The sequence below is a fragment of the Acidovorax sp. KKS102 genome, from assembly GCF_000302535.1.
Classification (GTDB): Bacteria; Pseudomonadota; Gammaproteobacteria; order Burkholderiales; family Burkholderiaceae_C; genus Acidovorax.
Genome location: NC_018708.1, coordinates 1,716,063 through 1,737,336, shown reverse-complemented (window position 1 = coordinate 1,737,336; position 21,274 = coordinate 1,716,063). Strand labels below are relative to the sequence as shown.

Below are 21,274 nucleotides of genomic sequence, written 5' to 3'. Positions count from 1 at the left end.
GCTTTGCGCCCGCTCTCAGAGACACTTCCCAAGGATTTCCGCGTGAAAGCTGCTACCACCCGCCTCAGCCTGCTGGCCCTCGCCATGGCCCTGTCCGCCTGCTCCACCAGCATTCTGGAAGGCGACAAGATCGACTACAAGAGCGCCGCCAAGGGCTCGTCGCTGGAAGTCCCACCGGACCTCACCCAGCTGTCGCGCGACTCGCGCTACGCCATGCCGGGTGGCTCGGTCTCTGCCGCCGCCATGCAGGCCGGCCAGGCAGCGCAGCCGTCGGGCAACGCCAACGCGGCGGCCCTGCAGCTGGGCGACGTGCGCATCGAGCGCGATGGCAACCAGCGCTGGCTGGTGGTCAACCGCCCTGCCGACAAGCTGTGGGAGCCCGTGCGCGACTTCTGGCTGGAAAGTGGCTTCACGCTGGCCCAGTCAGAGGCCAATGTCGGCATCATGGAGACCGACTGGGCTGAGAACCGCGCCAAGCTGCCGCAGGATTTCATCCGTTCCACCATCGGCAAGCTGATGGAGTCCCTGTACTCCACCGGCGAACGGGACAAGTTCCGCACCCGGCTGGAACGCAATGCCAATGGAGGCACCGAGATCTACATCACCCACCGCGGGATGGTCGAGGTCTATGGCAACGTCACCAAGGACAGCACCGTCTGGCAGCCTCGCCCCTCCGACCCGGAACTCGAAACCGAATTCCTGCGCCGCCTGATGGTCAAGCTGGGCGTGAGCCAGGAGCAGTCCAAGGCTGTCGCCGCAGCCCCCGCACCACGCACCCAGGCCGCCCGCATGGCCACGGTGAACAATGTGCCGGTGGTGCAGCTGGACGAAGGTTTTGACCGCGCATGGCGCCGTGTGGGCCTGGCGCTGGACCGCACCGGCTTCACGGTGGAAGACCGCAACCGCAATGAAGGCACGTACTTTGTGCGCTACGTGGCGCCGGACACCGAGAAGAAAGAGCCAGGCTTCTTTAGCAAGCTGTTCAGTTCCACGTCCGCAACTCCTCCGCTCAAGTACCGTATCGTGGTGCGCAGCCAGGGTGAAGCAACCACCGTGTCGGTGCTCAACGAAGCCGGCGCCCCCGAGACCTCGGCCAATGCCGAGCGCATCGTGCGCGTGATTGCTGACGACCTGAAATAAGCGGCGCAGGCCGAAAGGCCGCCACCCACACCTCTGGAGCCCCCTCCACCTTCGGGTGGACGGTGGCTCTGGTTTTTTGGGCTGCCACAAACCCATTCTTTCGCCCCGCCATGCTCCGATTCAAGAACCTGGGCAGCGGCAGCACCGGCAATGCCACGGTGGTCGAAGGCCGCAGTGGCAGCCAGGTGCGCCGCCTCTTGATCGATTGCGGGCTCGGCATCCGGCAATTGCAGGACCGCCTGGCACAAGCGCAGTTGCAGGTGGAAGACCTAGACGCCCTCTTTATCACCCACGAACACTCCGATCACATCGGCTGTGCCCAGACCCTGGCGCTGCGTTTTCGCATTCCCGTGTGGATGAGCCAAGGCACCTACGCGGCCATAGGCGCGCCAGACCTGGACGGCTTGATGCGGGTAGCGCACGACATGGAAGCAATCGACATGGGCGCCTTCGAAGCCCGCCCGTTCACCGTGCCGCACGATGCCCGCGAGCCTCTGCAGCTGCGCTGCTCCGACGGCGCCGCACACCTGGGTGTCCTGACCGATCTGGGCCATGCCAGCTCCCATGTGCTGCAGCAGCTGCAGGGATGCCACGCCCTCATGATCGAGGCCAACCACGACCCCGACATGCTGGCCGCATCCCGCTATCCACCGTTTCTGAAGCGCCGCGTAGGGGGGCTGTATGGACACCTGGCCAACACAGCAACCGCAGAGATCCTGCGCGCGGTGCAGCATGACGGCCTGCAGCGCGTGGTGGCGGCGCACCTGAGTGCGCAGAACAACCTCCCCGCCCTTGCCCGCCAGTCACTGGCCGCCGCGCTGGGGTGGGCGGATGAGGATATCCAGGTCGCCAGCCCCACCGAGGGGACGCAATGGTTCGACGTGAACCCCTGATGGCCCGAACCGTGCGCCCTTGACTGCCTCACCCTGGCGAAGGGCATAAAAAAAGCCCCGGACCTTGCGGTGCGGGGCCGTGGCACAGGCCGACCTTAGGGTCAGCCCAGAGCCTGCAGCGATTTACTTGGCTGCGGAAGCGCCGGTAGCGGCGGTGGCAGCGGCGTCAGCAGCAGCCTTGGCAGCGTCAGCGGCAGGAGCAGCAGCGTCAGCAGCAGGTGCAGCGGCGGCAGGAGCAGCAGCGTCGGAAGCGGCAGGAGCTGCTGGCTCGGCGGCGGGAGCAGGTGCTGCGGCGGGAGCTTCCACAGGAGCGGGAGCGGGTGCTGGAGCGGGTTCTTCCTTCTTGCCACAAGCGGCGAGTGCAGCAGCAGCGATCAGGGCGGCCAGAACGAGAGAGTTCTTCATTTCGATTTTCCTATTTGGACAGACAGAATCTTGAAAAGCCACGGCGTCAGGCTTCCTGAGCCCATGCACGCATTGGCACAATGCACTTGGTTGCACCTTTTTGGGCACAGCCGCAGATTATATTGGTATTTAGTCAATACTGACTAACACTGACGAAAGCTTTACGCCAGCTTGACTTTGCGCAGTATCCCGGCGGGCGCGACCGCCGCGTGGCGCCCTGCCAACGGGCGTTCCCCAAAATGGGGCAAAAGCTACAACCCCAGCGTGGTGGAGGGGAATCCAGGCGCGCTCTTGCTGCGCACCCACTCGTTGAGCGTCTCATGCAGCATCACCCTGCGATCGGCCTCGCTGCCAGTCACCCCCACGCAGCGCTCGGGATCGAGCCGATGCAGCACCCATTGCGGCGACCACAGCGCACTGGGCAAGTCCAGCGGGTCGGCAGCCGGGCTGCGGCGGCAGGTGATGATGTGGTCCCAGGTGCCACGCCAGCGCACAAAGCGGGCATGGCGGCGGATCACGTCGTCATAACTGCAAGCCAGCATGGTGAAGCGCCGGCCGCTCCGGGCCCAGTCCTGCAAGGCCTCGACCACCGCACGCTCGCCCAGGGGCCAGTCATGGAAGTTGGCATCGCTGATGAAAATTTCCTGCCAGCCATCCCGTGCCGCCGTGGCAATCGCGTCGCGCACCAGTTGCTGAAACGTCTCGCGCCCGCTGAATCGCCCGCTGGGCAAGTCGCGCAAAGGCTCGGCAGAGGGGGTGGCTGTATCGGTCATCACTGGCTCCTGGTCATTCTCCACCGGCCCAGACATGGGCCCAGCCCGCATCGCACCACGACGAAAGCAGTTCCAGCGCGTCGTCGCTGGCCCGGGCCAGATCCCGTGCCGACAGTTGGCGCTCATCGGCCAGGCGCCGCATCAGCGTGGCGTCACGCCCTGCCGCACGGTAGCTTTCACCGTTGATGAAGATGTGGTGTGCGTCGTACATCATGCGGCTCTTGCGGTCCAGCCGCACCCCTTCCAGCATCACCCGGGTGTCGCCCGGCTCAAACCATACGCTGGGCTTGGGCTCGGTGAGGTACTCGCCCAGCGCGCGCTCCAGCACCAGGGGCTGGGCCAGCGCACGCGACAGGGCCTCGCGCGCAAAGTCCTGCAACCCGGCGGGAATGTGCGCTGGCTGCGCCACCGCGTCCTGCCCTGCATCGCGGTAGAGCAAAGGGTGATCGTCATCCCCGGCATCTTCCGCCAGACGCACCAGCAGCTCCTGCGCCAGCTCGGCGCGGGCTGGCGCGCGAAAACCGATGGAATACGTCATGCACTCGCCTTCGGCGATCCCGTCGTGGGCATAGCGCGGAGGCAGATACAGCATGTCGCCCGGCTCCAGCACAAACTCTTCTTCGGGCTCAAACTCGGCCAATATCTTCAAGGGAATGCCGTCGCGCAGCGACAGATCCTTCTGGCGCCCGATGCGCCAGCGCCGCTTGCCGTGCGCCTGCAGCAAAAAGACGTCGTAACTGTCGAAATGGGGCCCTACGCCACCGCCGTTGCTGGCGTAGCTGATCATGAGATCGTCCAGCCGCGCCTCGGGCACAAAACGGAACTGCTGCATCAGCGCATGCACCGCGTCGTTGTGCAGATCGACGCCCTGCACGAGCAGCGTCCAGTCGGGCTGCTGCAACGCAGGCAGTGCTCGGCGGCTGAAGGGCCCGTGGCGCAGCTTCCAAACGCCCTTGACCAGTTGCACCAAACGCGACTCCACGCCCTCTTGGGCAGCCAGCGCAAACAGCTCGGTCCGCAGCACCGGCGGTGCAAACTGCGGGATCGCCTGGCGCACCAGCAAGGGCTTCTTCTGCCAGTGGCGGCGCATGAATTGCGCGGGAGTGAGGCCGGCGAGCAGCGCCAGGGGTTGCTGAATGTCCATGAGGAAAGTCTTGCCCCTTTGCGGGGCCGTTGGTCAAACTGCGACAATTCTCCTATGGAAATTACCCAACAATGTGTGGTCGCACTGACCTGGACCCTGAAAGACACCCTGGGCGAAGAGCTGGATGTGCTTGACGAGCCCGTGGAGTTTTTGGTGGGCGGTGATGATCTCCTGCCCCGCATCGAAGAGGCCTTGCAAGGCCATGGCCCGGGCGCCAAGCTGGCGCTGCACCTCGAACCCGAGGACGCCTTCGGTGACTTCAATGACCAATTGCTGTTCTTGGAGCCACGCGCCCTTTTCCCCGCCGAGATCGAAGAAGGCATGACCTTTGACGGCATGGCGCTGCCCGAAGGCTGCAACCCCGATGCCCCCCGCACCGCCCTGTACACCGTGGCCGAGATCTACCCCGACCACATCGTGCTCGACGGCAACCACCCGCTGGCGGGCATCGCGCTGCGCCTGCAACTGACCGTGGAGGCCGTGCGCGAGGCCACCGAAGAGGAGATTGGACGCGGCACGGCAGGAACCGGCTTCTTCCGCATTCAGCCCCAGGCGCCAGGCAGCTCGTTGCTGCACTGAGCTCCCTAAGAACCGGTTTCAAAAGCACAACGGGCGCCCCGAATCAAATCGGGGCGCCCGTTTTTTGTGGTGTCGATCAGATCACATGCGCGAGATCTGGCCGTTGTACAGACGCACGCGGTCACCGATGCGGAGGTCCCCCGGGCTGCTCACGTCGTACACGCGGTAGCCACCTTGGTCCAGCTGCACAGACAGCCGGTATCCCTGCACGTATTCCTGGTTGTTGCGGCCTTCGATGGCGTTGCCAGCCACTGCACCACCCAGCACGCCCACCGCAGTGGCTGCGGCGCGACCCGTGCCCTTGCCCACCTGGTTGCCCAGCACGCCACCCACCACGGCGCCCAGAACGGCACCCGTGCCAGTGGTCTGGCCTTGGCTGCGTCCTTGCAGGACCTCAATGTTGGAAACGCGGCCATATTCTGTGCCCGCTTGTTGCTGCGGATAGGCAGGAGCCGTCTGGTACCCACTGGAATAGCCGCCGGAATACTGCGGCGCGGGGGCGGGGCGGCTGTGGCCACAAGCGGCCAGCGAAGCAGCCAGAACCACGGTGCCCACGAGGGCGAGAGGACGGTGGAATTGCATGTTCAATCTCCTGAAGTTGTCGGGCTACGCATTGGCAAAAGAATCCAGAAGGATTCCAGCTCAATGCCCATGTGCAGATTGGAACAACGCCCGAGGATGCCGTAGCGTAGACACGGGGCCATCCATAGGTCGGTAACAGACCCATCGAAACGTAAGCGGATTCTTACAAACCAGCTACGAGCCCCCGGGCACCACGTCATCAGTCGGTCTGCGTCAGGACTTGCCCGTGGAGCCGTACCCGCCCTCACCCCGCTGTGTGGCTGCGAACTCGGTGACGACGTTGAACTGGGCCTGCACCACCGGAACAATCACCAGCTGGGCCAACCGCTCCATGGGCTCCAAAGTGAAAGCCACGTTGCTGCGGTTCCAGGCGCTTACCATGAGCTGCCCCTGATAGTCGCTGTCGATCAAACCCACCAGGTTGCCGAGCACGATGCCATGTTTATGGCCCAGGCCCGAGCGCGGCAAGATCAGCGCGGCATAGCCTGGGTCTTGCAGGTAGATCGCAATGCCCGTGGGTACCAGTTGCCAGGCGTTGGGCTGCAGGGTCAGCGGCGCATCCAGGCAGGCACGCAGGTCCAGCCCCGCGCTACCGGGCGTGGCATAGGTCGGCAATTGGTCCGCCATGCGCGGGTCGAGAATCTTCACGTCAATCTTCACGGTTTTTTCTTTCCTGTTCCTAATCCTGTACCACTGCGCTGCTGCGCCACTTGTCGCAAGCGATCCTGCAAGGCTTGCGTCGCTGTATTCATCCCCGAGGCTTGAGCCCCTCCGAGCTGCGCTGCCGATTGCATCAGCCAGCCCAGCACCCACCACACCACGCCCATGACCACCAGGCCGGGCAACGAGCCATGACCGAGCAGGAAAAGGGCAATGCCGTGCAGCACCACCATCACGAGCAACACCGCACGCACCGTGCGCAATACACCGGCCAGCGGACGCATCACCTGCAGCAGATCGGGCGGCAGAGCCTGAGCTTGTGCACCGGCGCTGGGCGCCTGGGCCGCTCTGCCGACAGCAGCAACAGCGGCAGCAGGAGCCTGCGTCACCGGGGCTTTCTGCAGAGGTTTCTGGGCAGTCAGGCGCTCCACGTAGGCCGCAAAATCGCCATCGGGTGGCGTGTCCCAATCAGGTTTGGTAGCACCAGTTGTCATCACACCTCCCCACGGTGGCGGTCGTCAAGAGCGCAGAGGTGGCAAACGCGCGGCGATCTCCGCAATGAGCTGCTGCGCCAGCACCCGTTTGGACGCGCGGGGCAGCTCGCGGTGGCCCTGCGCGTCCACCAGCAACAGCGCGTTGTCGTCCTGCCCAAAGGTGGCGGGGCCGATATTGCCAACCAACAGAGGGACGCCCTTGCGCGCCCTTTTGGCTGTGGCATGGGCCAGCAGGTCATGGCTTTCGGCGGCAAAACCCACGCAGAAAAGGTCGCCTTCCAGTGCATGGGGCGACCTGGCGATGGTGGCCAGAATGTCGGGGTTCTCGACAAACTCCAGCGATGGGGTCTGGCCGGAGCCGTCTTTTTTGATCTTCTGGTCAGACGCGTGGGCTGGGCGCCAGTCGGCCACCGCAGCCGTGGCAACAAACACCGAGGCTGTCTGCAAATGCCGCTGCACGGCTGCCAGCATCTCCTGGGCAGACTGCACATTGACGCGCCGCACACCACGTGGCGTGGGCACATGCACCGGCCCGGCAACGAGGGTGACATCGGCACCCGCCTCGCGCGCCGCGCGGGCCACGGCAAAGCCCATCTTTCCGCTCGACAGGTTGGTGATGCCACGCACCGGATCAATGGCTTCAAACGTGGGCCCCGCCGTGACGAGCACTGACCGGCCCGCAAGGATCTTGGGCGTGAAAAAGGCGATCAGCTCGTCCAGCAGCTCCAGCGGCTCCAGCATGCGACCGTCGCCTGTCTCGCCACACGCCTGGTCGCCATTGCCCACGCCCAGCACCACTGCGCCGTCCTGCGCCACCTGCGCCAGATTGCGTTGCGTGGCGGGGTGGGCCCACATTTCGCGGTTCATGGCAGGGGCCAGCAGCAAAGGCACGCGCTGCGCGGGGCGCGCAAGACACAGCAGGCTGAGCAGCTCGTCCGCCCGGCCCTGCACCAGGCGCGCAATGAAGTCCGCACTGCAAGGCGCGATCAGGACCGCGTCGGCCTCGCGGCTCAGATTGATGTGGGGCATGTTGTTGGGCTCGCGGGCATCCCATTGCGAGCCATACACCGTGCGGCCTGACAGGGCCTGCATGGTGACCGGGGTGATGAACTGCTCGGCCGCCTCGGTCATCACCACCTGCACGGTGGCGCCCTCCTTGATGAGCTGGCGGCACAGATCGGCCGCCTTGTAGCAAGCCACGCCCCCACTCAGACCCAGAACAATGTGTTTGCCAGCAAGCTCATTCATGAGGCGAATTTAGCAGACGGGGGTGACCCTGCCCCCGGGGGTGTCGCCGGGGTGCCATCTATAATCCCAATTTCCCACCACCAAAAAAGACATGACCAAATTTGTCTTCGTCACCGGCGGTGTGGTGTCTTCCCTCGGTAAGGGAATCGCCTCAGCCTCCCTTGCCGCGATCCTCGAATCGCGGGGACTCAAAGTCACCCTCATCAAGCTTGACCCCTACATCAACGTAGACCCGGGCACCATGTCGCCGTTCCAGCACGGCGAGGTGTTCGTGACCGATGACGGCGCAGAGACCGACCTGGATCTGGGCCACTACGAGCGTTTCATCGAAACGCGCATGAAGAAAACCAACAACTTCACCACGGGCAAGATCTACCAGTCCGTGCTGGAGAAGGAACGCCGCGGCGACTACCTGGGCAAGACCGTGCAGGTCATCCCCCACGTCACCAACGAGATCCAGGAATTCATCAAGCGCGGCGCCGGCATCGGCACGCCCGATGCCGTGGACGTGGCCATCGTCGAAATCGGCGGCACCGTGGGCGACATCGAATCGCTGCCTTTCCTGGAAGCCGTGCGCCAGATGAGCCTGCGCATGGGCCCCAACAACGCAGCCTTTGTGCACCTGACCTACCTGCCCTGGATTGCAGCGGCCGGCGAGCTCAAGACCAAGCCCACTCAGCACACGGTGCAGAAGCTGCGCGAGATCGGCATCCAGGCCGACGCGCTGCTGTGCCGCGCTGACCGTCGCATCCCTGAAGAAGAGCGCGCCAAGATCTCGCTGTTCACCAACGTGCCCGAATGGGGCGTGATCAGCATGTGGGACGTGGACACCATTTACAAGGTGCCCCGCATGCTGCACGAGCAGGGCCTCGACGGCCTGATCTGCGACAAGCTGCGCCTGAACACCCCGCCCACCAGCCTCAAGCGCTGGGACGATCTGGTGCACGAGACCGAGCACCCCCAAGGCGAAGTCACCATCGCCATGGTCGGTAAGTACGTGGACCTGTCGGACAGCTACAAGTCCGTGAACGAGGCCCTGCGCCATGCGGGCATGCGCAACCATGTGCGCGTGAAGATCGACCATGTCGATTCCGAAACCATCGACAGCGCCGACGCAGTCGCAAAACTGGCCAAGTACGACGCCATCCTGGTGCCCGGTGGCTTCGGCCAGCGTGGTGTGGAAGGCAAGATCGCCACGGCCCAGTTTGCGCGCGAGCGCAAGGTGCCCTACCTGGGCATCTGCCTGGGCATGCAGGTGGCCACCATCGAATACGCGCGCCATGTGGCCGGCCTGGCCAACGCCAACAGCACCGAGTTCGACCCCACCACGCCCCACCCCGTGATCGCCCTGATCACCGAGTGGAAAGACGCCGACGGCACCATCAAGACCCGCGACGAGAACTCCGACCTGGGCGGCACCATGCGCCTGGGCGCGCAAAGCTCGGACGTGGCCAAGGACACGCTGGCGCACAGCATCTACGGCGATGTGGTCACCGAGCGCCACCGCCACCGCTACGAAGCCAACGTGAACTATCTGGACCAGCTGCGCAAAGCGGGCCTCGTGATCTCGGCGCTCACGCAGCGCGAGCAGCTCACCGAAATCGTGGAGCTGCCCCAAAACGTCCACCCCTGGTTCATCGGCGTGCAGTTCCACCCCGAGTTCAAGTCCACGCCCTGGAACGGCCACCCGCTGTTCAACGCCTTCATCAAGGCGGCTGTGGAACACCAGCAAGCCGCGAAAAAAGCCTAAGGGGACCTCACCATGCAGCTGTGCGGATTCAATGTCGGCCTGGACCAGCGTTTCTTTTTGATCGCGGGCACCTGCTCCATCGAAGGCCTGGAGATGTCGCTCGACGTCGCGGGCCAGCTCAAGGAAGTCTGTGCACCGCTGGGCATTCCGCTGATCTACAAGGGCTCCTTTGACAAGGCCAACCGCTCCTCCGGCACCAGCAAGCGTGGTGTGGGGCTGGAAGCAGGCCTGAAGATACTGGACGAAGTACGCCGCCAGCTGCAGCTGCCCATCCTGACCGATGTGCACGACACCTCGCATGTGGCCGAGGTGGCCAGCGTGGTGGATGTGCTGCAAACGCCCGCCTTCCTGTGCCGCCAGACGGATTTCATCCGCGCCGTGGCGCAAAGCGGCAAGCCGGTGAACATCAAGAAGGGCCAGTTCCTCGCGCCCTGGGACATGAAGAACGTCATTGACAAGGCCCGGTCGGCAGCAGCCGAGGTCGGGCTGTCAGAAGACCGGTTCCTGGCCTGCGAGCGCGGCGTGAGCTTTGGCTACAACAACCTCGTGGCAGACATGACCAGCCTGGCCGAGATGCGCAACTCTGGCGCCCCCGTGGTGTTCGACGTGACCCACTCGGTGCAAAAGCCCGGCGGCCTGGGCGCCGTGAGTGGTGGTGCGCGCGACATGGTGCCCGTGCTGGCGCGTGCCGGTGTGGCCGTGGGCGTGGCGGGCCTGTTCATGGAAACCCACCCCCGCCCCGCCGAGGCCTGGTCGGACGGCCCCAACGCCGTGCCGCTCAAGCACATGAAGGCGCTGCTGGAGACCTTGGTGGCGCTCGACGACGTCACCAAGAAAAACGGATTCCTCGAAAACAACTTTGGAGCTTGAGACATGAGCAGTGGTTACGTCATCGCATCCGTCACCGTCACCAACCCTGAGCAGTACTAAGAGTACAAAAAGTGGAGCACGCTGGCCATGCAGGCGCATGGCGCCGAGGTGTGCATTCGCGGCGGCAAGGTGGAAGTGCTGGAAGGCGACTGGAACCCCGGTCGCACCGTGCTGCTCAAGTTCCCGAGCTTTGAGGCTGCCCGCGCCTTCTATGACACGCCCGAGTACCAGAAAGCCAAGGCCGCCCGCGAAGGCGCAGCCATCATGCGCATGGTGTGCGTCGAAGGCGTCTGAGCGCGCACCCACAAACATTGCTCCCTCATTGATAGCTGCTAGTGCTTATACATTGTGCGCTAGAGACTGATTTGATTTAAAACTTCTGCAAAAGGAAAACCATGAGTGCCATCGTTGACATCGTCGGTCGCGAGATTCTGGACAGCCGCGGCAACCCCACCGTCGAATGCGACGTGTTGCTCGAATCGGGCGTGATGGGCCGGGCCGCTGTGCCGTCGGGCGCCTCCACCGGCAGCCGCGAAGCCATTGAAATGCGCGACGGCGACAAGAGCCGCTACCTGGGCAAGGGCGTGCTCAAGGCCGTGGAATACATCAACACCGAGATCAGCGAAGCCGTGCTGGGCCTGGACGCCTCCGAGCAGGCCTTCCTGGACAAGACCCTGATCGACCTGGACGGCACCGAGAACAAGAGCCGCCTGGGCGCCAACGCCATGCTGGCCGTGTCCATGGCCGTGGCCCGCGCTGCCGCCGAAGAGTCTGGCCTGCCCCTGTACCGCTACCTGGGCGGCATGGGCAGCGTGCAACTGCCCGTGCCCATGATGAACGTGATCAACGGCGGCGCACACGCCAACAACAGCCTGGACCTGCAGGAGTTCATGATCATCCCCGTGGGCGCACCCACGTTCCGCGAAGCCGTGCGCTGGGGCGCCGAAGTGTTCCACGCACTGAAGAAGATCCTGCACGACAAGGGCATCAGCACCGCCGTGGGCGACGAGGGCGGCTTCGCTCCTAGCGTCGAGAACCACGAAGCGGCCATCCGCCTGATCCTGCAGGCCATCGAAGCCGCAGGCTACACGGCCGGCGATCAGATTGCCCTGGGCCTGGACTGCGCCGCGAGCGAGTTTTACAAGGACGGCCACTACGTGCTGGAAGGCGAAGGTGGCCTGAAGCTCACCGCCCAGCAGTGGACCGACATGCTGGCTGCCTGGGTGGACAAGTACCCGATCATCAGCATCGAAGACGGCATGCACGAAGGCGACTGGGACGGCTGGAAGCACCTGACCGAACGCCTGGGCGACAAGGTGCAGCTGGTGGGCGACGACCTGTTCGTGACCAACACCAAGATCCTGAAGGAAGGCATCGACAAGCGCATCGCCAACTCGATCCTTATCAAGATCAACCAGATCGGCACGCTGACCGAAACGTTTGCTGCCATCGAGATGGCCAAGCGCGCGGGCTACACCGCCGTGATCTCGCACCGCTCGGGCGAAACCGAAGACAGCACCATTGCCGACATCTCGGTGGGCACCAACGCCGGCCAGATCAAGACCGGTTCGCTGAGCCGCTCCGACCGCATCGCCAAGTACAACCAGCTGCTGCGCATTGAAGAAGACCTGGGGGACATCGCACAGTACCCTGGCCGCGCTGCGTTCTACAACCTGAAGTAATGGCCCCCACGGTCGTCCACTGCGTGTGGCTCCCTGCCCCCCAAGGGGGCCGCGTTTCGCCTTGGGGCGGCCCGGCGGCGAAACATAGTTGCAACAGTAAAGGTTGACCGTTGGTCTCCCGCATCGTCCCCGTCATCCTGCTGGCCTTGCTGGCAGCGCTGCACGCCCAGCTCTGGCTGGGGCGGGGCAGCGTGCCGCGCGTCAATGCGATGCAGCGGCAGATCGATGTGCAGAAGGCGGCCAACGAGCAGGCCCGCCAGGTGAATGCGCGGCTGACCTCGGAGGTGCACGACCTCAAGGAAGGCCTGGACATGGTGGAAGAAAAGGCGCGCAGCGAGCTGGGCATGGTCAAGCCCAACGAGGTGTACGTGCAGTTCACGCCCCGCTGACCTGCGTTGCGGGGCCCTATTGCTGCATGGACTACTGCCCCGCGCCGCCCCCTCTCACCACGCAGATATTGACCAAGGCCTGCGCTTCACTCATGGCCGTGCGGCAGCCCTCTCCCTCCACTCCCTTGATCGCCTTGCTGGGCGCCCCCCATACGGGTGTAGAGGCGTTGGCACAGGCGCTGCAGCAGCAGATCACTCCCGGCACGGTGCATATCGCCCTGCGCCACCCGTACCTGACCCGCACACTGACCACGCCGCAGGCGGCATCTGAGGCGGTGGCGCTGACCCTGCTGATGGGTCTCGACCAGCCATGCCCTGCCGAGGAACGTGCCGCGCAAGAGGCCCGTGATGCCCAGCTGCGCACCGCCCTGGCGGCTGCATCCATCCCCTACCGCGTGGTGTACGGCACCGGCGAGCAACGCACCCGCAACGCCCTCATTGCTATACAAAAAGTAGCACCAAAGGCATATTTCACTGGCGCAAGATCTGCATTAGACATTGAAAACGCGCCCAGAACGGCCCGGTTGCGCGCCTGGAACTGCGAGAAGTGCAGCGACCCCATTTGTGAGCATCGGCTGTTCACCGCACTGGTCGAGCAGCGGGATACGACACCGCCACCAGCCGTTACGCCAGACCGCGTTTGAGCTCCTTCAGAAGCAACACCACCTGGCTGGAGCCGTAGCGGTAACCGCCATTGAGCACCTGCACGGCCCGGTCCCATTCGCCCTGCTGGGCCAGTTCCACCAGGGTGGCAGCCTGCTCATGAAAGTATTGGTAGCGCGCCACCAGCAGCGGATAGGCAGGCTGGTCGCCCAGCAACTCGCCGCCCACGCCATGCAGCCAGCGGCCCAGCGCGCTCTGGTCGGCGCGGCGCACCTGGGCCGGGTCCAGCCCGACGGTGGTGCGGCCCTCCAAGTAGTCCATCAGCCGGTCTTTCCACCGCTCGTGGGCGTTGATGGCTGCGTCGATGTCCAGCGCGGCAAGCAGGGTGTCCGCAGGCCGCGAGTCCGGGGCCGCTGCACTGTCGTACAGCGCCAGCGGAGGCGCAGCCGAGCTGGCCCGGTGGCTCCCCAGAACACGGCGAAGAAACTGCATGACACCCCTCGTTCATTTCCTGCGCGACCGGAACTGATCGCTTGAACGCATACCGGCCCGGCGGTCGGGCCGTATGCATCGGTCCCCGCGACGGCATACACTGCTGCAGCACTGTTGAATGGGACCCAGGAATCTTAGGCGTGGATGGCGGGGGCGATTGTCAACGATGGTCAGCCAACCGCCGCGCCCGCAAGCAACAGCTGAACGTTACTGGATGCCGGTAGGCCCCGGGGGCTGCGCAGCGCCTGGCGAGACAAAAATCTGCGCCGCGTCGACCGCGTCGAAGCGGTACTGCTGGCCGCAAAACTCGCAACCCACCTCGATGTCGTCGCGCTCGGCCAGGATGCTCTCAGCCTCTTCAGCGCCCAGGTTGCGCAGCATGTTGCTCACGCGCTCGCGGCTGCAGGTGCAGGCAAAACGCGGGCCGCTGGCGCCCTGCTGGGGTTCAAAGCGCAGCAGCTTTTCTTCCCAGAACAGGCGGCGCAGGATGGTGTCCACGTCCAGCGTCAGCAGTTCCTCACGGGTCAGGCTGGAGGCCAGGTGCGCAATGCGGTTGTAGTCCTCGTTGTGACCGATCTGGTCTTCGTTCTCGCGGTGCGAGAGGCCCGCGGCCAGGTTGCCCTCGCCCTTGATGGGCATGCGCTGGATCAAGAGGCCTGCCGCCACCTGGTCGTTGGCGCCCAGCACCAGAATGGTGTCGAGCTGCTCGGACTGCAGCATGTAGTGCTGCAGCACATCCGACAGGCGCTCCAGCTTTTCGTGGTGGTCGCCATGCAACGGCACCACACCCTGGTACGGCTGCTGGCCCGGGTGGCGGTCCTTGGGGTCGAGCGTGATGGCGCAGCGGCCACCGCCGCCCACATTGACCATCTGGCTCAGCTTTGCGTCCGGCAGCACCTCGCCGTTCACGGTAGCGGTGGCGCGCAGGCTCAGGTCCGACTGCACCTCGGCCACGGCCAGCTTGACGGGGCCGTCCCCAAACACCTGCAACACCAGCGCACCGTTGAACTTGATGTTGGACTGCATCAGCACACCGGCGGCCGCCATCTCGCCCAGCAACTCGCTCACCGGCGCGGGGTAGGCGCCGGTGGCGGTGTTGCCCGCCCGGCGCTTCAGGATTTCGGTCCAGGCATCGGTCAGGCGCACGATCATGCCGCGCACCGGCAGACCATCGAAAAGAAACTTGTGGAGTTCAGACACGCAGGGTTCCAGGAAAAATGAGGTGGCGGGCGGCGGCGATGCCGCGCTCAGCCAATCTTGCGCAGGCCGCGTTGGAAGCGGCGTGCATTGTCAATGTAGTGTTGGGCGCTCTGGCGCAGGCCTTCGATCTGCTCGGGGGTGAGTTCACGCACCGCCTTGGCGGGGCTGCCGATGATCATGGAGCCATCGGGAAACTCCTTGCCCTCGGTGACCAGCGCGCCCGCGCCCACCAGGCAGTTCTTGCCGATCTTGGCGCCATTGAGCACCACGGCGCCAATGCCGATCAGCGATTCGTCGCCGATGGTGCAGCCGTGCAGCATGACCTGGTGGCCCACCGTCACCCGCTCGCCCACGACCAGGGGCTTGCCGAAGTCGGCGTGCAGCACGCTCGCGTCCTGGATGTTGGAGCCCGCGCCGATGGTGATGCTCTCGGTGTCGCCGCGCACCACGGTGCCAAACCACACGCTGGCGTCTTCGCCCAACACCACATTGCCCATCACCTGCGCGCTGTCAGCCACCCAGGCCGACGCTGCCACTTGGGGAGCCACACCGTCGAGTTCGTAAATTGCCATGCACCCACTCCGCAGAAACCAAAGAAGCGGCACGCCATGGCGCGCCCTGAGAGGTCGCCAATCGTTACAAAGCGCAAGCCTTGGTGCCGATGGCAAGGCCTAGAATTGTAAGGATGGAGCTTCGCCACCGTGCACTGCAGGTCTTGTGCCTGGCAGACCCCGAACAAAAAGCGGCTGCAGCGCTAGAACTGTTTGCCCAAGCAGCTACGCTTTCAATAGCAGACACCGCCCCTGCGGCACCCACCGATCCAGACGCCCTGCCCGGCCGCCCCGAGCGCCCCGAGCTGCTGCGCCACACCCAGGTGGCCCGCCGATCGCCCGCCACCCCCGAGGGCCGCGCCATTCTCATCCATGCCATCGCCCACATCGAGTTCAACGCCATCAACCTGGCGCTGGACGCCGTGTGGCGCTTTGATGGCATGCCGCGCGACTACTACCTGGACTGGATGCGCGTGGCGGCCGAAGAGGCCAAACACTTCCGCCTGCTGCGCGACCACCTGCGCAGCCAGGGCCACGACTATGGCGACTTCCCTGCGCACCAAGGCCTGTGGACCATGTGCGAGAAGACCCGGCACGACGTGCTGGCGCGCATGGCCCTGGTGCCCCGCACGCTCGAAGCCCGGGGGCTGGATGCCACGCCGCAGATCCAGGCCAAGCTGCGCCAGGTGGGCACACCCGATGCCCTGACCGCCGTTGCCATCCTGGATGTGATCCTGCACGACGAGGTGGGCCATGTGGCCATCGGCAACCACTGGTACCGCTGGCTGTGCGAACGCGCGGGCCAGGACCCGGAAACCCTGTACGGCGCGCTGGTACAGAAGTACGAAGCGCCCCGCCTGAAGCCTCCGTTCAATGAGTCCGCGCGACGCAGCGCCGGGTTCAGCGACGCCGAGCTGCGCTGGCTGCAGCAAGCCTGACCAGCACACCCTGCCATAGAGCCTGCGGACAACCTGAGGGGAATACGATGACTCCTACAATTCCCGGCGATGCCCTCTGCGGGCCCGCGCTTCCTATTTCAAGAACACCCAGCCCACACCCATGACCCAAGCTTTCACCCCCGGCACACCGCCCGCGCCTCCCCCCGGCAACCAGTCGTCGGTCGCCATGATTGCGCGCCAAGCCATCGTGAACGCGCAGCAGGTGGTGGTGGGCTACGAGCTGTTCAACCGCTCGCGCAGCGGCGCCGCCCACACGGCCGCGACCGACGTGATCCTGGTGTTCACCGCCTTGTCGCACGCCGGCACCGAAGAGCTGGTGGGCAAGAAGCTGATCTTCGTCAACTGCACCCACGAAAGCCTGTCGGGCGGCCACCTGGAGCTGGTGGACCCGGACAAGGTGGTGCTGGAGATTCCGCCCCTGGGCCATGCGGCCGCCGAAGAGGTCGCCACGCGCCTGCCCATCCTGACCGAGCTGCGCGACCGGGGCTTTCACCTGGCCTTCAACCACACGGTGCTGCAGTCGGCGTACGCCCCCTGGCTGCCCCTGGCGGACTACATCAAGCTGGACCTGTCGGTGCTGGCGCCCGACCAGCTGGCCGTGTTGATCAGCTACGCAGGCCGCCACAGCAAGGCCGAGCTGATCGCCGAGAAGGTCGAAACCGCCCAGCAATACGACATGGTGTCCAGCCAGGGCGTGCAACTGTTCCAGGGCTACTGGTTTGCCCGCCCGGCCCTGGTCGAGACCAAGCTGCTCACGCCTTCGCAGGCCAGCATCATTGAGCTGATCAACCAGGTGCGCAAACAGGCCAGCACGGACGAGATTGAGGAAGTGCTCAAGAAGGATGCGGGCCTGGCCTTCAACCTGATGCGCCTCATCAACTCCGCCGGCTTTGGGCTCTCGCGCGAGATCACCTCGTTCCGCCAGGCCGTGATGCTCATGGGCCTGAAAAAGCTGTTCCGCTGGGCCGCGCTGCTGCTGACCGCATCGCGCAACAACGGCACGCCCTCTTCGGTGGGCCACACCGCCGTGGTGCGCGGGCGCCTGATGGAGCTGCTGGCGCTGGAGACCCTGCCGCCCGAGGAGGCTGACCAGGCATTTGTGGTGGGCATCTTCTCGCTGCTGGACGTGATGCTGTCCATGCCCATGGAATCCGCCATCGGCCTGCTCAATGTGCCCGAGCCCGTGGCCGCTGCGCTGCTGCGGCGCGAGGGCTTCCTGGGCGATCTGCTGACGTTGGCCGAGGCCTGCGAATCCAGCGACGATGCCGTGTTCGACCGAACGGCCGGCCTGCTGCACCTGACCAGTCAGCAGATCAACTTTGCCCACCTGCAGGCACTGGCCTGGGCCGACCACATCGGCGACTGACGGGCGCTGCCGCCACGCTGGCGGCCCCTGGTCATACTTTGGTTCTCTGCCAACGCCTGGCGGTCTAGAATGATCGCCAGCCTTTCATTTCAGTGGACCCCATGTCGAGCACACCCGAACAAGACACCCCGGACGCCGCAGCGCCTGCGGTCGAACCCGTGGACGAGAACCTTGCCATCATTGCGCGCCAGGCCATCGTGGACGAAAGCCGCGCGGTCTATGGCTACGAGCTGTTCGACCGATCCACCGCGTCTGACTCGCACACCGCCGCCAGCGATGCGGCCCTGCTCTTCAACGCCCTGTCCTATGCGGGCACCGAGGCCCTGGTCGGCAAAAAGACGGTGTTCATCAACTGCACGCACGACAGCCTCTCAGGCGGCCACCTGGAGCTGATCCACCCCGAAAAGGTGGTGCTGGAAGTTCCGCCCCTGCCCGACGGTGCCACCCAGGAAGAAATCGAAGGCCGCCTGCCCACGCTGGAAGCACTGCGCACACGCGGCTTTCGCCTGGCGTTTGACCAGCAGGCCCTAAAGCGCGCCTACACCAGCTGGCTGCCCCTGGCGGCCTTCATCAAGCTGGACATGCAGGCCTTCAAGCCCGAGCTGGCCGCCCCCTTGGTCAAATTTGCCACCACCCACAGCAAGGCCACGCTGGTGGCCGAGAAGGTTGAAACGGCAGCGCAATACGAGTTGATGCGTGACCTGGGCGTCAAGCTGTTCCAGGGCTACTGGTTCGCCCACCCCTCGCTGGTCAAGGCCACCACCATCCGCCCCTCGCAGGCCACGATCATCCAGCTCATCAACCTGGTGCGCAAACAGGCCAGCACGGCCGAGATCGAAGACCTGCTCAAGAAAGACCCCACCCTGTCTTTCAACCTGCTGCGCTTCATCAACTCGTCGGGTTTTGGCCTGTCGTGCGAGATCACCTCGTTCCGCCATGCGGTGATGATCCTGGGGCTGAAAAAGCTGTTCCGCTGGGCAGCCCTCTTGATGACCACCTCGCGGGCGGGAGGTGCGCCACCGGCCGTGGGCCAGACTGCCGTGGTGCGCGGCCGCCTGATGGAGCTGCTGGCCGCCGAGCTGCTGCCGCCCGAAGAATGCGACAACGCCTTCGTGGTCGGCGTGTTCTCGCTGCTGGACACCATGCTGGGCGTGCCGCTCGAAAAGGCGCTGGAGTCCGTGGCCCTGCCCGAACCGGTGATGGACGCCCTGCTGCGCGGCACCGGTGTATTTGCCCCGTTCCTCGAACTGACCAAGGCCTGCGAAAGTGGCGACGAGGTGGCTTTTGCCAAGAACGCTGATGCGCTGCACCTGTCCAACCGCCAGGTGAACTGGGCCCACCTGCAGGCGCTGACCTGGGCCGAGAGCCTGAACGAAGAATAGTCCCGTTCTTCCCCTCTCCAAAAGCCACAGGCCCTGCTTCGACAGGGCCTGTGGCGTTTCTGGGGCTTCAACCCCTGCACACGGTCAGTTGCCCTGGATTCCCGCCGCGCGGATGATGCGCGCATTGTTCTCGGACTCCAGCGCAATCTGGCGCGCGAACTCGGCCGTGGTGCCGCCGGTGGGCACGTTGTCGGTGGCATCGAGCTTGGCGCGGATGTCCGGCAAGGCCAACGCCTTGTTCACCTCGGTGTTGATGCGCGTGATGACCGTCTTGGGCGTCTGCGCCGGGGCATAGAGGCCGAACAGCGACGAGAGATTGGCGGCAGGCTGACCCAGCTCGGCCAGCGTGGGCACCTGGGGCAGCGAATCCAGCCGCGCCGGAGCCCCCACCGCCAGCGGCTTGAGCTTGCCCGCCTGAATGTGCTGCAGCACCGCAGGGCCGGCGTTGGTCGATAGCACCTCGAACTGCCCGCCCAGCGCGTCATTCATCTGCTGGCCGCCGCCCTTGTAGGGGATGTGCGTGATCTGCACCTGCGCCACCGACTGGATCTGCTCCAGCATGATGTGCCCCAGCGACGCCTGCCCCGACGTGGCCCAGCGCACCGTGCCGGGCTGGGCCCGCGCACGCGCGATCAGGTCCTTGAAGTCGGTCGCGCGGCTCGCGGGCGTGCCCAGCAGCAGCACGGGCGAATACATCACGCTGACCACGGGCGCGATGTCCTTTTGCGGATCGAAGGGGGACTTGCCTAGGTGTGGGTTGAGCGCCAGAGGGCTGACCGCCGCAAAACCCAGCGTGTAGCCATCGGGCGCCGCCTTGGCCACCGCGTCCACGCCCAGGCTGCCGCTGGCGCCCGCCTTGTTCTCAATGACCACGGGTGTGCCCAGCTGCGCAGCCAGCTTGTCGGCCAGCGCGCGGGAGATGTTGTCGCTCACGCCCCCCGCCGGGTAGGCCACGATGATGCGGATGGGTTTGGCGGGCCAGGCCTGGGCCGAAGCCACTACGGGCGAGACCGCCAACGCGACCGCAGCGGCGGCCACCAACTGGCGGCGAGAAAAATGCAGATTCATGGTGAGAGCCAATGGAGAAGAGTTCGATGGGCAGCCGTCAGGTCAGCCCGTCAATCCAGTTCGAGCTTGCGCTCGCGGATCAGCTTGGCCCACTTGTCGTTCTCGCCCTTCACAAAGCTGAAGAATTCCGCGGGTCCGAGAGAATGTACCTCCGAACCTGTGGACGCAAACTTGGCCTTTACCTCCGCTTGCGCCAGCACCTTGGCCAGTTCGGCAGCCAGCTTGTCCACCACCTCTTTGGGCAGCCCTGCGGGGCCCACCAGCCCCTGGAAGCCGACAGACTCCATGCCACCAAGGCCCAGTTCGCTCACTGTGGGGACGTCGGGCAACTGCGGGTCGCGGCGTGGGCCCGTCACTGCCAGCGCCTTCAGCTTGCCGCCCTTGACCTGCGGCAGCAGCACCGGCCCTGCATCGATCAGCAACTGCGTCTGTCCTCCGATCAAGTCCTGCACAGCCGGGGCGCTGCCTTTGTAGGGCACATGCGTCACATCCAGCCCGGTCGCCTGGTTCATCAGCTCGCCATTCAGGTGGGTGGAGGTGCCCGCACCGCCCGATGCGAAGTTCACCTTGCCAGCGTTGGCCTTGGCCCATGCCACCCATTCCTTGAGGTCCTTGGCAGGGTGGTCCGGCCGGGTGACCGCGATGTAGCTGCCCTGGCTGATCTGGCCGATGTAGCTGAACTGCTTGAGCGGGTCGTACGGCATCTTGCGCTGCAAGTAAGGTGCGATAGCGAACGGGCCGGTATTGGCCAGCAGCAGCGTGTAGCCATCGGGCGCGGCCCGGGTCAGCTCGGTGGCCGCCAGCATGCCACCAGCACCGGGCTTGTAGTCCACCACGATCTGCTGCTTGAGAAGCTCCTGCAGCGGCACCTGCACGGTGCGCGCTGCAAAGTCGATGCCGCCGCCCGGCGGGTACCCCACGATGAGGCGGATGGGCTTGGCTGTGGGCCAGGCCTGCGCCATGGCCAGAGTGGCCGCCCCCAGCAGCAGCGCGCCGGCGATGAGTTTTTTCATGCAATGTCTCCTTGTTGTGGTGTGTAAAACC

General features: G+C 65.0%; 23 protein-coding genes and 1 pseudogene. 12 read left to right on the top strand and 12 right to left on the bottom strand.

What is annotated here, in order from left to right; translation table 11 throughout:
- Positions 1-42 precede the first annotated feature (42 nt).
- Entirely contained in the window at positions 43-1,140 is a 1,098-nt protein-coding gene (gene bamC, locus C380_RS07930; RefSeq protein ID WP_015013341.1) for an outer membrane protein assembly factor BamC, read from the top strand.
- Positions 1,141-1,250: 110 nt separating this feature from the next.
- Positions 1,251-2,033 (top strand): MBL fold metallo-hydrolase, encoded by a 783-nt coding sequence (locus C380_RS07925; protein WP_015013340.1) that lies wholly within the window; start codon positions 1,251-1,253, stop codon positions 2,031-2,033.
- Between the two features lie 123 nt (positions 2,034-2,156).
- On the opposite strand, the gene C380_RS07920 is transcribed toward C380_RS07925, so the two are convergent.
- From C380_RS07920 to C380_RS07910, 3 genes are all read right to left on the bottom strand, one after another.
- Complete coding sequence (locus tag C380_RS07920) at positions 2,157-2,438, bottom strand: hypothetical protein (protein ID WP_043565263.1); 282 nt, start codon at positions 2,436-2,438, stop codon at positions 2,157-2,159.
- Between the two features lie 251 nt (positions 2,439-2,689).
- Positions 2,690-3,211 carry a hypothetical protein gene (locus C380_RS07915; RefSeq protein ID WP_015013338.1) on the bottom strand — a complete coding sequence of 174 codons (522 nt, stop codon included), beginning with the start codon at positions 3,209-3,211 and terminating at the stop codon, positions 2,690-2,692.
- Positions 3,212-3,224: 13 nt separating this feature from the next.
- Complete coding sequence (locus tag C380_RS07910; protein ID WP_015013337.1) at positions 3,225-4,355, bottom strand: cupin domain-containing protein; 1,131 nt, start codon at positions 4,353-4,355, stop codon at positions 3,225-3,227.
- Positions 4,356-4,409: 54 nt separating this feature from the next.
- Here C380_RS07910 and C380_RS07905 point away from each other — a divergent pair, with 54 nt between their 5' ends.
- A complete protein-coding gene (locus C380_RS07905) occupies positions 4,410-4,934 on the top strand; it encodes a peptidylprolyl isomerase (RefSeq protein ID WP_015013336.1) in 525 nt (174 codons plus the stop codon).
- Positions 4,935-5,015: 81 nt separating this feature from the next.
- On the opposite strand, the gene C380_RS07900 is transcribed toward C380_RS07905, so the two are convergent.
- The 4 genes from C380_RS07900 to coaBC all read right to left on the bottom strand — a co-directional run bounded on the left by C380_RS07900 (position 5,016) and on the right by coaBC (position 7,918).
- The gene (locus C380_RS07900; RefSeq protein ID WP_015013335.1) at positions 5,016-5,516 is read right to left on the bottom strand and encodes a glycine zipper 2TM domain-containing protein; all 501 of its coding nucleotides are present in this window, start codon (positions 5,514-5,516) and stop codon (positions 5,016-5,018) included.
- 213 nt (positions 5,517-5,729) lie between these two features.
- Positions 5,730-6,176 carry a dUTP diphosphatase gene (dut, locus tag C380_RS07895; protein ID WP_015013334.1) on the bottom strand — a complete coding sequence of 149 codons (447 nt, stop codon included), beginning with the start codon at positions 6,174-6,176 and terminating at the stop codon, positions 5,730-5,732.
- Positions 6,173-6,670: a hypothetical protein gene (locus C380_RS25520; RefSeq protein ID WP_015013333.1), complete on the bottom strand. Its 498-nt coding sequence runs from the start codon at positions 6,668-6,670 to the stop codon at positions 6,173-6,175. The genes dut and C380_RS25520 overlap by 4 nt, the downstream gene beginning before the upstream one ends.
- 24 nt (positions 6,671-6,694) lie before the next feature.
- Positions 6,695-7,918 carry a bifunctional phosphopantothenoylcysteine decarboxylase/phosphopantothenate--cysteine ligase CoaBC gene (coaBC, locus tag C380_RS07885; RefSeq protein WP_015013332.1) on the bottom strand — a complete coding sequence of 408 codons (1,224 nt, stop codon included), beginning with the start codon at positions 7,916-7,918 and terminating at the stop codon, positions 6,695-6,697.
- A gap of 91 nt (positions 7,919-8,009) precedes the next feature.
- On the opposite strand from coaBC, the gene C380_RS07880 reads away from it, so the two are divergent.
- From C380_RS07880 to C380_RS07855, 6 genes and pseudogenes are all read left to right on the top strand, one after another.
- Entirely contained in the window at positions 8,010-9,668 is a 1,659-nt protein-coding gene (locus tag C380_RS07880; RefSeq protein ID WP_015013331.1) for a CTP synthase, read from the top strand.
- A 12-nt stretch (positions 9,669-9,680) separates the two neighbouring features.
- Positions 9,681-10,538 (top strand): 3-deoxy-8-phosphooctulonate synthase, encoded by an 858-nt coding sequence (gene kdsA / locus C380_RS07875; protein ID WP_015013330.1) that lies wholly within the window; start codon positions 9,681-9,683, stop codon positions 10,536-10,538.
- Between the two features lie 3 nt (positions 10,539-10,541).
- Positions 10,542-10,832: pseudogene (locus C380_RS07870) on the top strand (DUF1330 domain-containing protein).
- 101 nt (positions 10,833-10,933) lie between these two features.
- The gene (eno, locus tag C380_RS07865; RefSeq protein WP_015013328.1) at positions 10,934-12,220 is read left to right on the top strand and encodes a phosphopyruvate hydratase; all 1,287 of its coding nucleotides are present in this window, start codon (positions 10,934-10,936) and stop codon (positions 12,218-12,220) included.
- A gap of 110 nt (positions 12,221-12,330) precedes the next feature.
- A complete protein-coding gene (locus C380_RS07860; protein ID WP_015013327.1) occupies positions 12,331-12,609 on the top strand; it encodes a septum formation initiator family protein in 279 nt (92 codons plus the stop codon).
- A gap of 26 nt (positions 12,610-12,635) precedes the next feature.
- Positions 12,636-13,253 carry a hypothetical protein gene (locus C380_RS07855; protein ID WP_148279928.1) on the top strand — a complete coding sequence of 206 codons (618 nt, stop codon included), beginning with the start codon at positions 12,636-12,638 and terminating at the stop codon, positions 13,251-13,253.
- Here C380_RS07855 and C380_RS07850 read toward each other — a convergent pair.
- The 3 genes from C380_RS07850 to C380_RS07840 form a co-directional block, all read right to left on the bottom strand.
- Positions 13,234-13,704: a CZB domain-containing protein gene (locus tag C380_RS07850; RefSeq protein ID WP_015013325.1), complete on the bottom strand. Its 471-nt coding sequence runs from the start codon at positions 13,702-13,704 to the stop codon at positions 13,234-13,236. The genes C380_RS07855 and C380_RS07850 overlap by 20 nt on opposite strands.
- Before the next feature lie 207 nt (positions 13,705-13,911).
- Positions 13,912-14,904, bottom strand: a complete 993-nt coding sequence (locus tag C380_RS07845; RefSeq protein WP_015013324.1) for an Hsp33 family molecular chaperone HslO — start codon at positions 14,902-14,904, stop codon at positions 13,912-13,914.
- A gap of 47 nt (positions 14,905-14,951) precedes the next feature.
- The gene (locus tag C380_RS07840) at positions 14,952-15,476 is read right to left on the bottom strand and encodes a gamma carbonic anhydrase family protein (RefSeq protein WP_015013323.1); all 525 of its coding nucleotides are present in this window, start codon (positions 15,474-15,476) and stop codon (positions 14,952-14,954) included.
- Positions 15,477-15,589: 113 nt separating this feature from the next.
- Here C380_RS07840 and C380_RS07835 point away from each other — a divergent pair, with 113 nt between their 5' ends.
- The 3 genes from C380_RS07835 to C380_RS07825 all read left to right on the top strand — a co-directional run bounded on the left by C380_RS07835 (position 15,590) and on the right by C380_RS07825 (position 19,162).
- A complete protein-coding gene (locus C380_RS07835; RefSeq protein WP_015013322.1) occupies positions 15,590-16,393 on the top strand; it encodes a ferritin-like domain-containing protein in 804 nt (267 codons plus the stop codon).
- Positions 16,394-16,514: 121 nt separating this feature from the next.
- A complete protein-coding gene (locus tag C380_RS07830; RefSeq protein WP_015013321.1) occupies positions 16,515-17,780 on the top strand; it encodes an EAL and HDOD domain-containing protein in 1,266 nt (421 codons plus the stop codon).
- A gap of 101 nt (positions 17,781-17,881) precedes the next feature.
- Positions 17,882-19,162: an EAL and HDOD domain-containing protein gene (locus tag C380_RS07825; protein WP_015013320.1), complete on the top strand. Its 1,281-nt coding sequence runs from the start codon at positions 17,882-17,884 to the stop codon at positions 19,160-19,162.
- Positions 19,163-19,246: 84 nt separating this feature from the next.
- Here the strand turns inward: C380_RS07825 and C380_RS07820 are convergent, their stop codons facing one another.
- Entirely contained in the window at positions 19,247-20,230 is a 984-nt protein-coding gene (locus C380_RS07820) for a tripartite tricarboxylate transporter substrate binding protein (RefSeq protein WP_015013319.1), read from the bottom strand.
- 50 nt (positions 20,231-20,280) lie between these two features.
- Positions 20,281-21,243, bottom strand: a complete 963-nt coding sequence (locus C380_RS07815) for a tripartite tricarboxylate transporter substrate binding protein (protein ID WP_015013318.1) — start codon at positions 21,241-21,243, stop codon at positions 20,281-20,283.
- Between the last annotated feature and the right edge of the window lie 31 nt (positions 21,244-21,274).

Bases quoted from the DNA above. Each gene is read 5' to 3' on its own strand.
- C380_RS07925 (WP_015013340.1), top strand. From the start codon at position 1,251: ATGCTCCGATTCAAGAACCTGGGCAGCGGCAGCACCGGCAATGCCACG.
- C380_RS07920 (WP_043565263.1), bottom strand. From the start codon at position 2,438: ATGAAGAACTCTCTCGTTCTGGCCGCCCTGATCGCTGCTGCTGCACTC.
- C380_RS07915 (WP_015013338.1), bottom strand. From the start codon at position 3,211: ATGACCGATACAGCCACCCCCTCTGCCGAGCCTTTGCGCGACTTGCCC.
- C380_RS07910 (WP_015013337.1), bottom strand. From the start codon at position 4,355: ATGGACATTCAGCAACCCCTGGCGCTGCTCGCCGGCCTCACTCCCGCG.
- C380_RS07905 (WP_015013336.1), top strand. From the start codon at position 4,410: ATGGAAATTACCCAACAATGTGTGGTCGCACTGACCTGGACCCTGAAA.
- C380_RS07900 (WP_015013335.1), bottom strand. From the start codon at position 5,516: ATGCAATTCCACCGTCCTCTCGCCCTCGTGGGCACCGTGGTTCTGGCT.
- C380_RS25520 (WP_015013333.1), bottom strand. From the start codon at position 6,670: ATGACAACTGGTGCTACCAAACCTGATTGGGACACGCCACCCGATGGC.
- coaBC (WP_015013332.1), bottom strand. From the start codon at position 7,918: ATGAATGAGCTTGCTGGCAAACACATTGTTCTGGGTCTGAGTGGGGGC.
- C380_RS07880 (WP_015013331.1), top strand. From the start codon at position 8,010: ATGACCAAATTTGTCTTCGTCACCGGCGGTGTGGTGTCTTCCCTCGGT.
- kdsA (WP_015013330.1), top strand. From the start codon at position 9,681: ATGCAGCTGTGCGGATTCAATGTCGGCCTGGACCAGCGTTTCTTTTTG.
- eno (WP_015013328.1), top strand. From the start codon at position 10,934: ATGAGTGCCATCGTTGACATCGTCGGTCGCGAGATTCTGGACAGCCGC.
- C380_RS07855 (WP_148279928.1), top strand. From the start codon at position 12,636: ATGGACTACTGCCCCGCGCCGCCCCCTCTCACCACGCAGATATTGACC.
- C380_RS07850 (WP_015013325.1), bottom strand. From the start codon at position 13,704: ATGCAGTTTCTTCGCCGTGTTCTGGGGAGCCACCGGGCCAGCTCGGCT.
- C380_RS07840 (WP_015013323.1), bottom strand. From the start codon at position 15,476: ATGGCAATTTACGAACTCGACGGTGTGGCTCCCCAAGTGGCAGCGTCG.
- C380_RS07835 (WP_015013322.1), top strand. From the start codon at position 15,590: ATGGAGCTTCGCCACCGTGCACTGCAGGTCTTGTGCCTGGCAGACCCC.
- C380_RS07830 (WP_015013321.1), top strand. From the start codon at position 16,515: ATGACCCAAGCTTTCACCCCCGGCACACCGCCCGCGCCTCCCCCCGGC.
- C380_RS07825 (WP_015013320.1), top strand. From the start codon at position 17,882: ATGTCGAGCACACCCGAACAAGACACCCCGGACGCCGCAGCGCCTGCG.
- C380_RS07820 (WP_015013319.1), bottom strand. From the start codon at position 20,230: ATGAATCTGCATTTTTCTCGCCGCCAGTTGGTGGCCGCCGCTGCGGTC.
- C380_RS07815 (WP_015013318.1), bottom strand. From the start codon at position 21,243: ATGAAAAAACTCATCGCCGGCGCGCTGCTGCTGGGGGCGGCCACTCTG.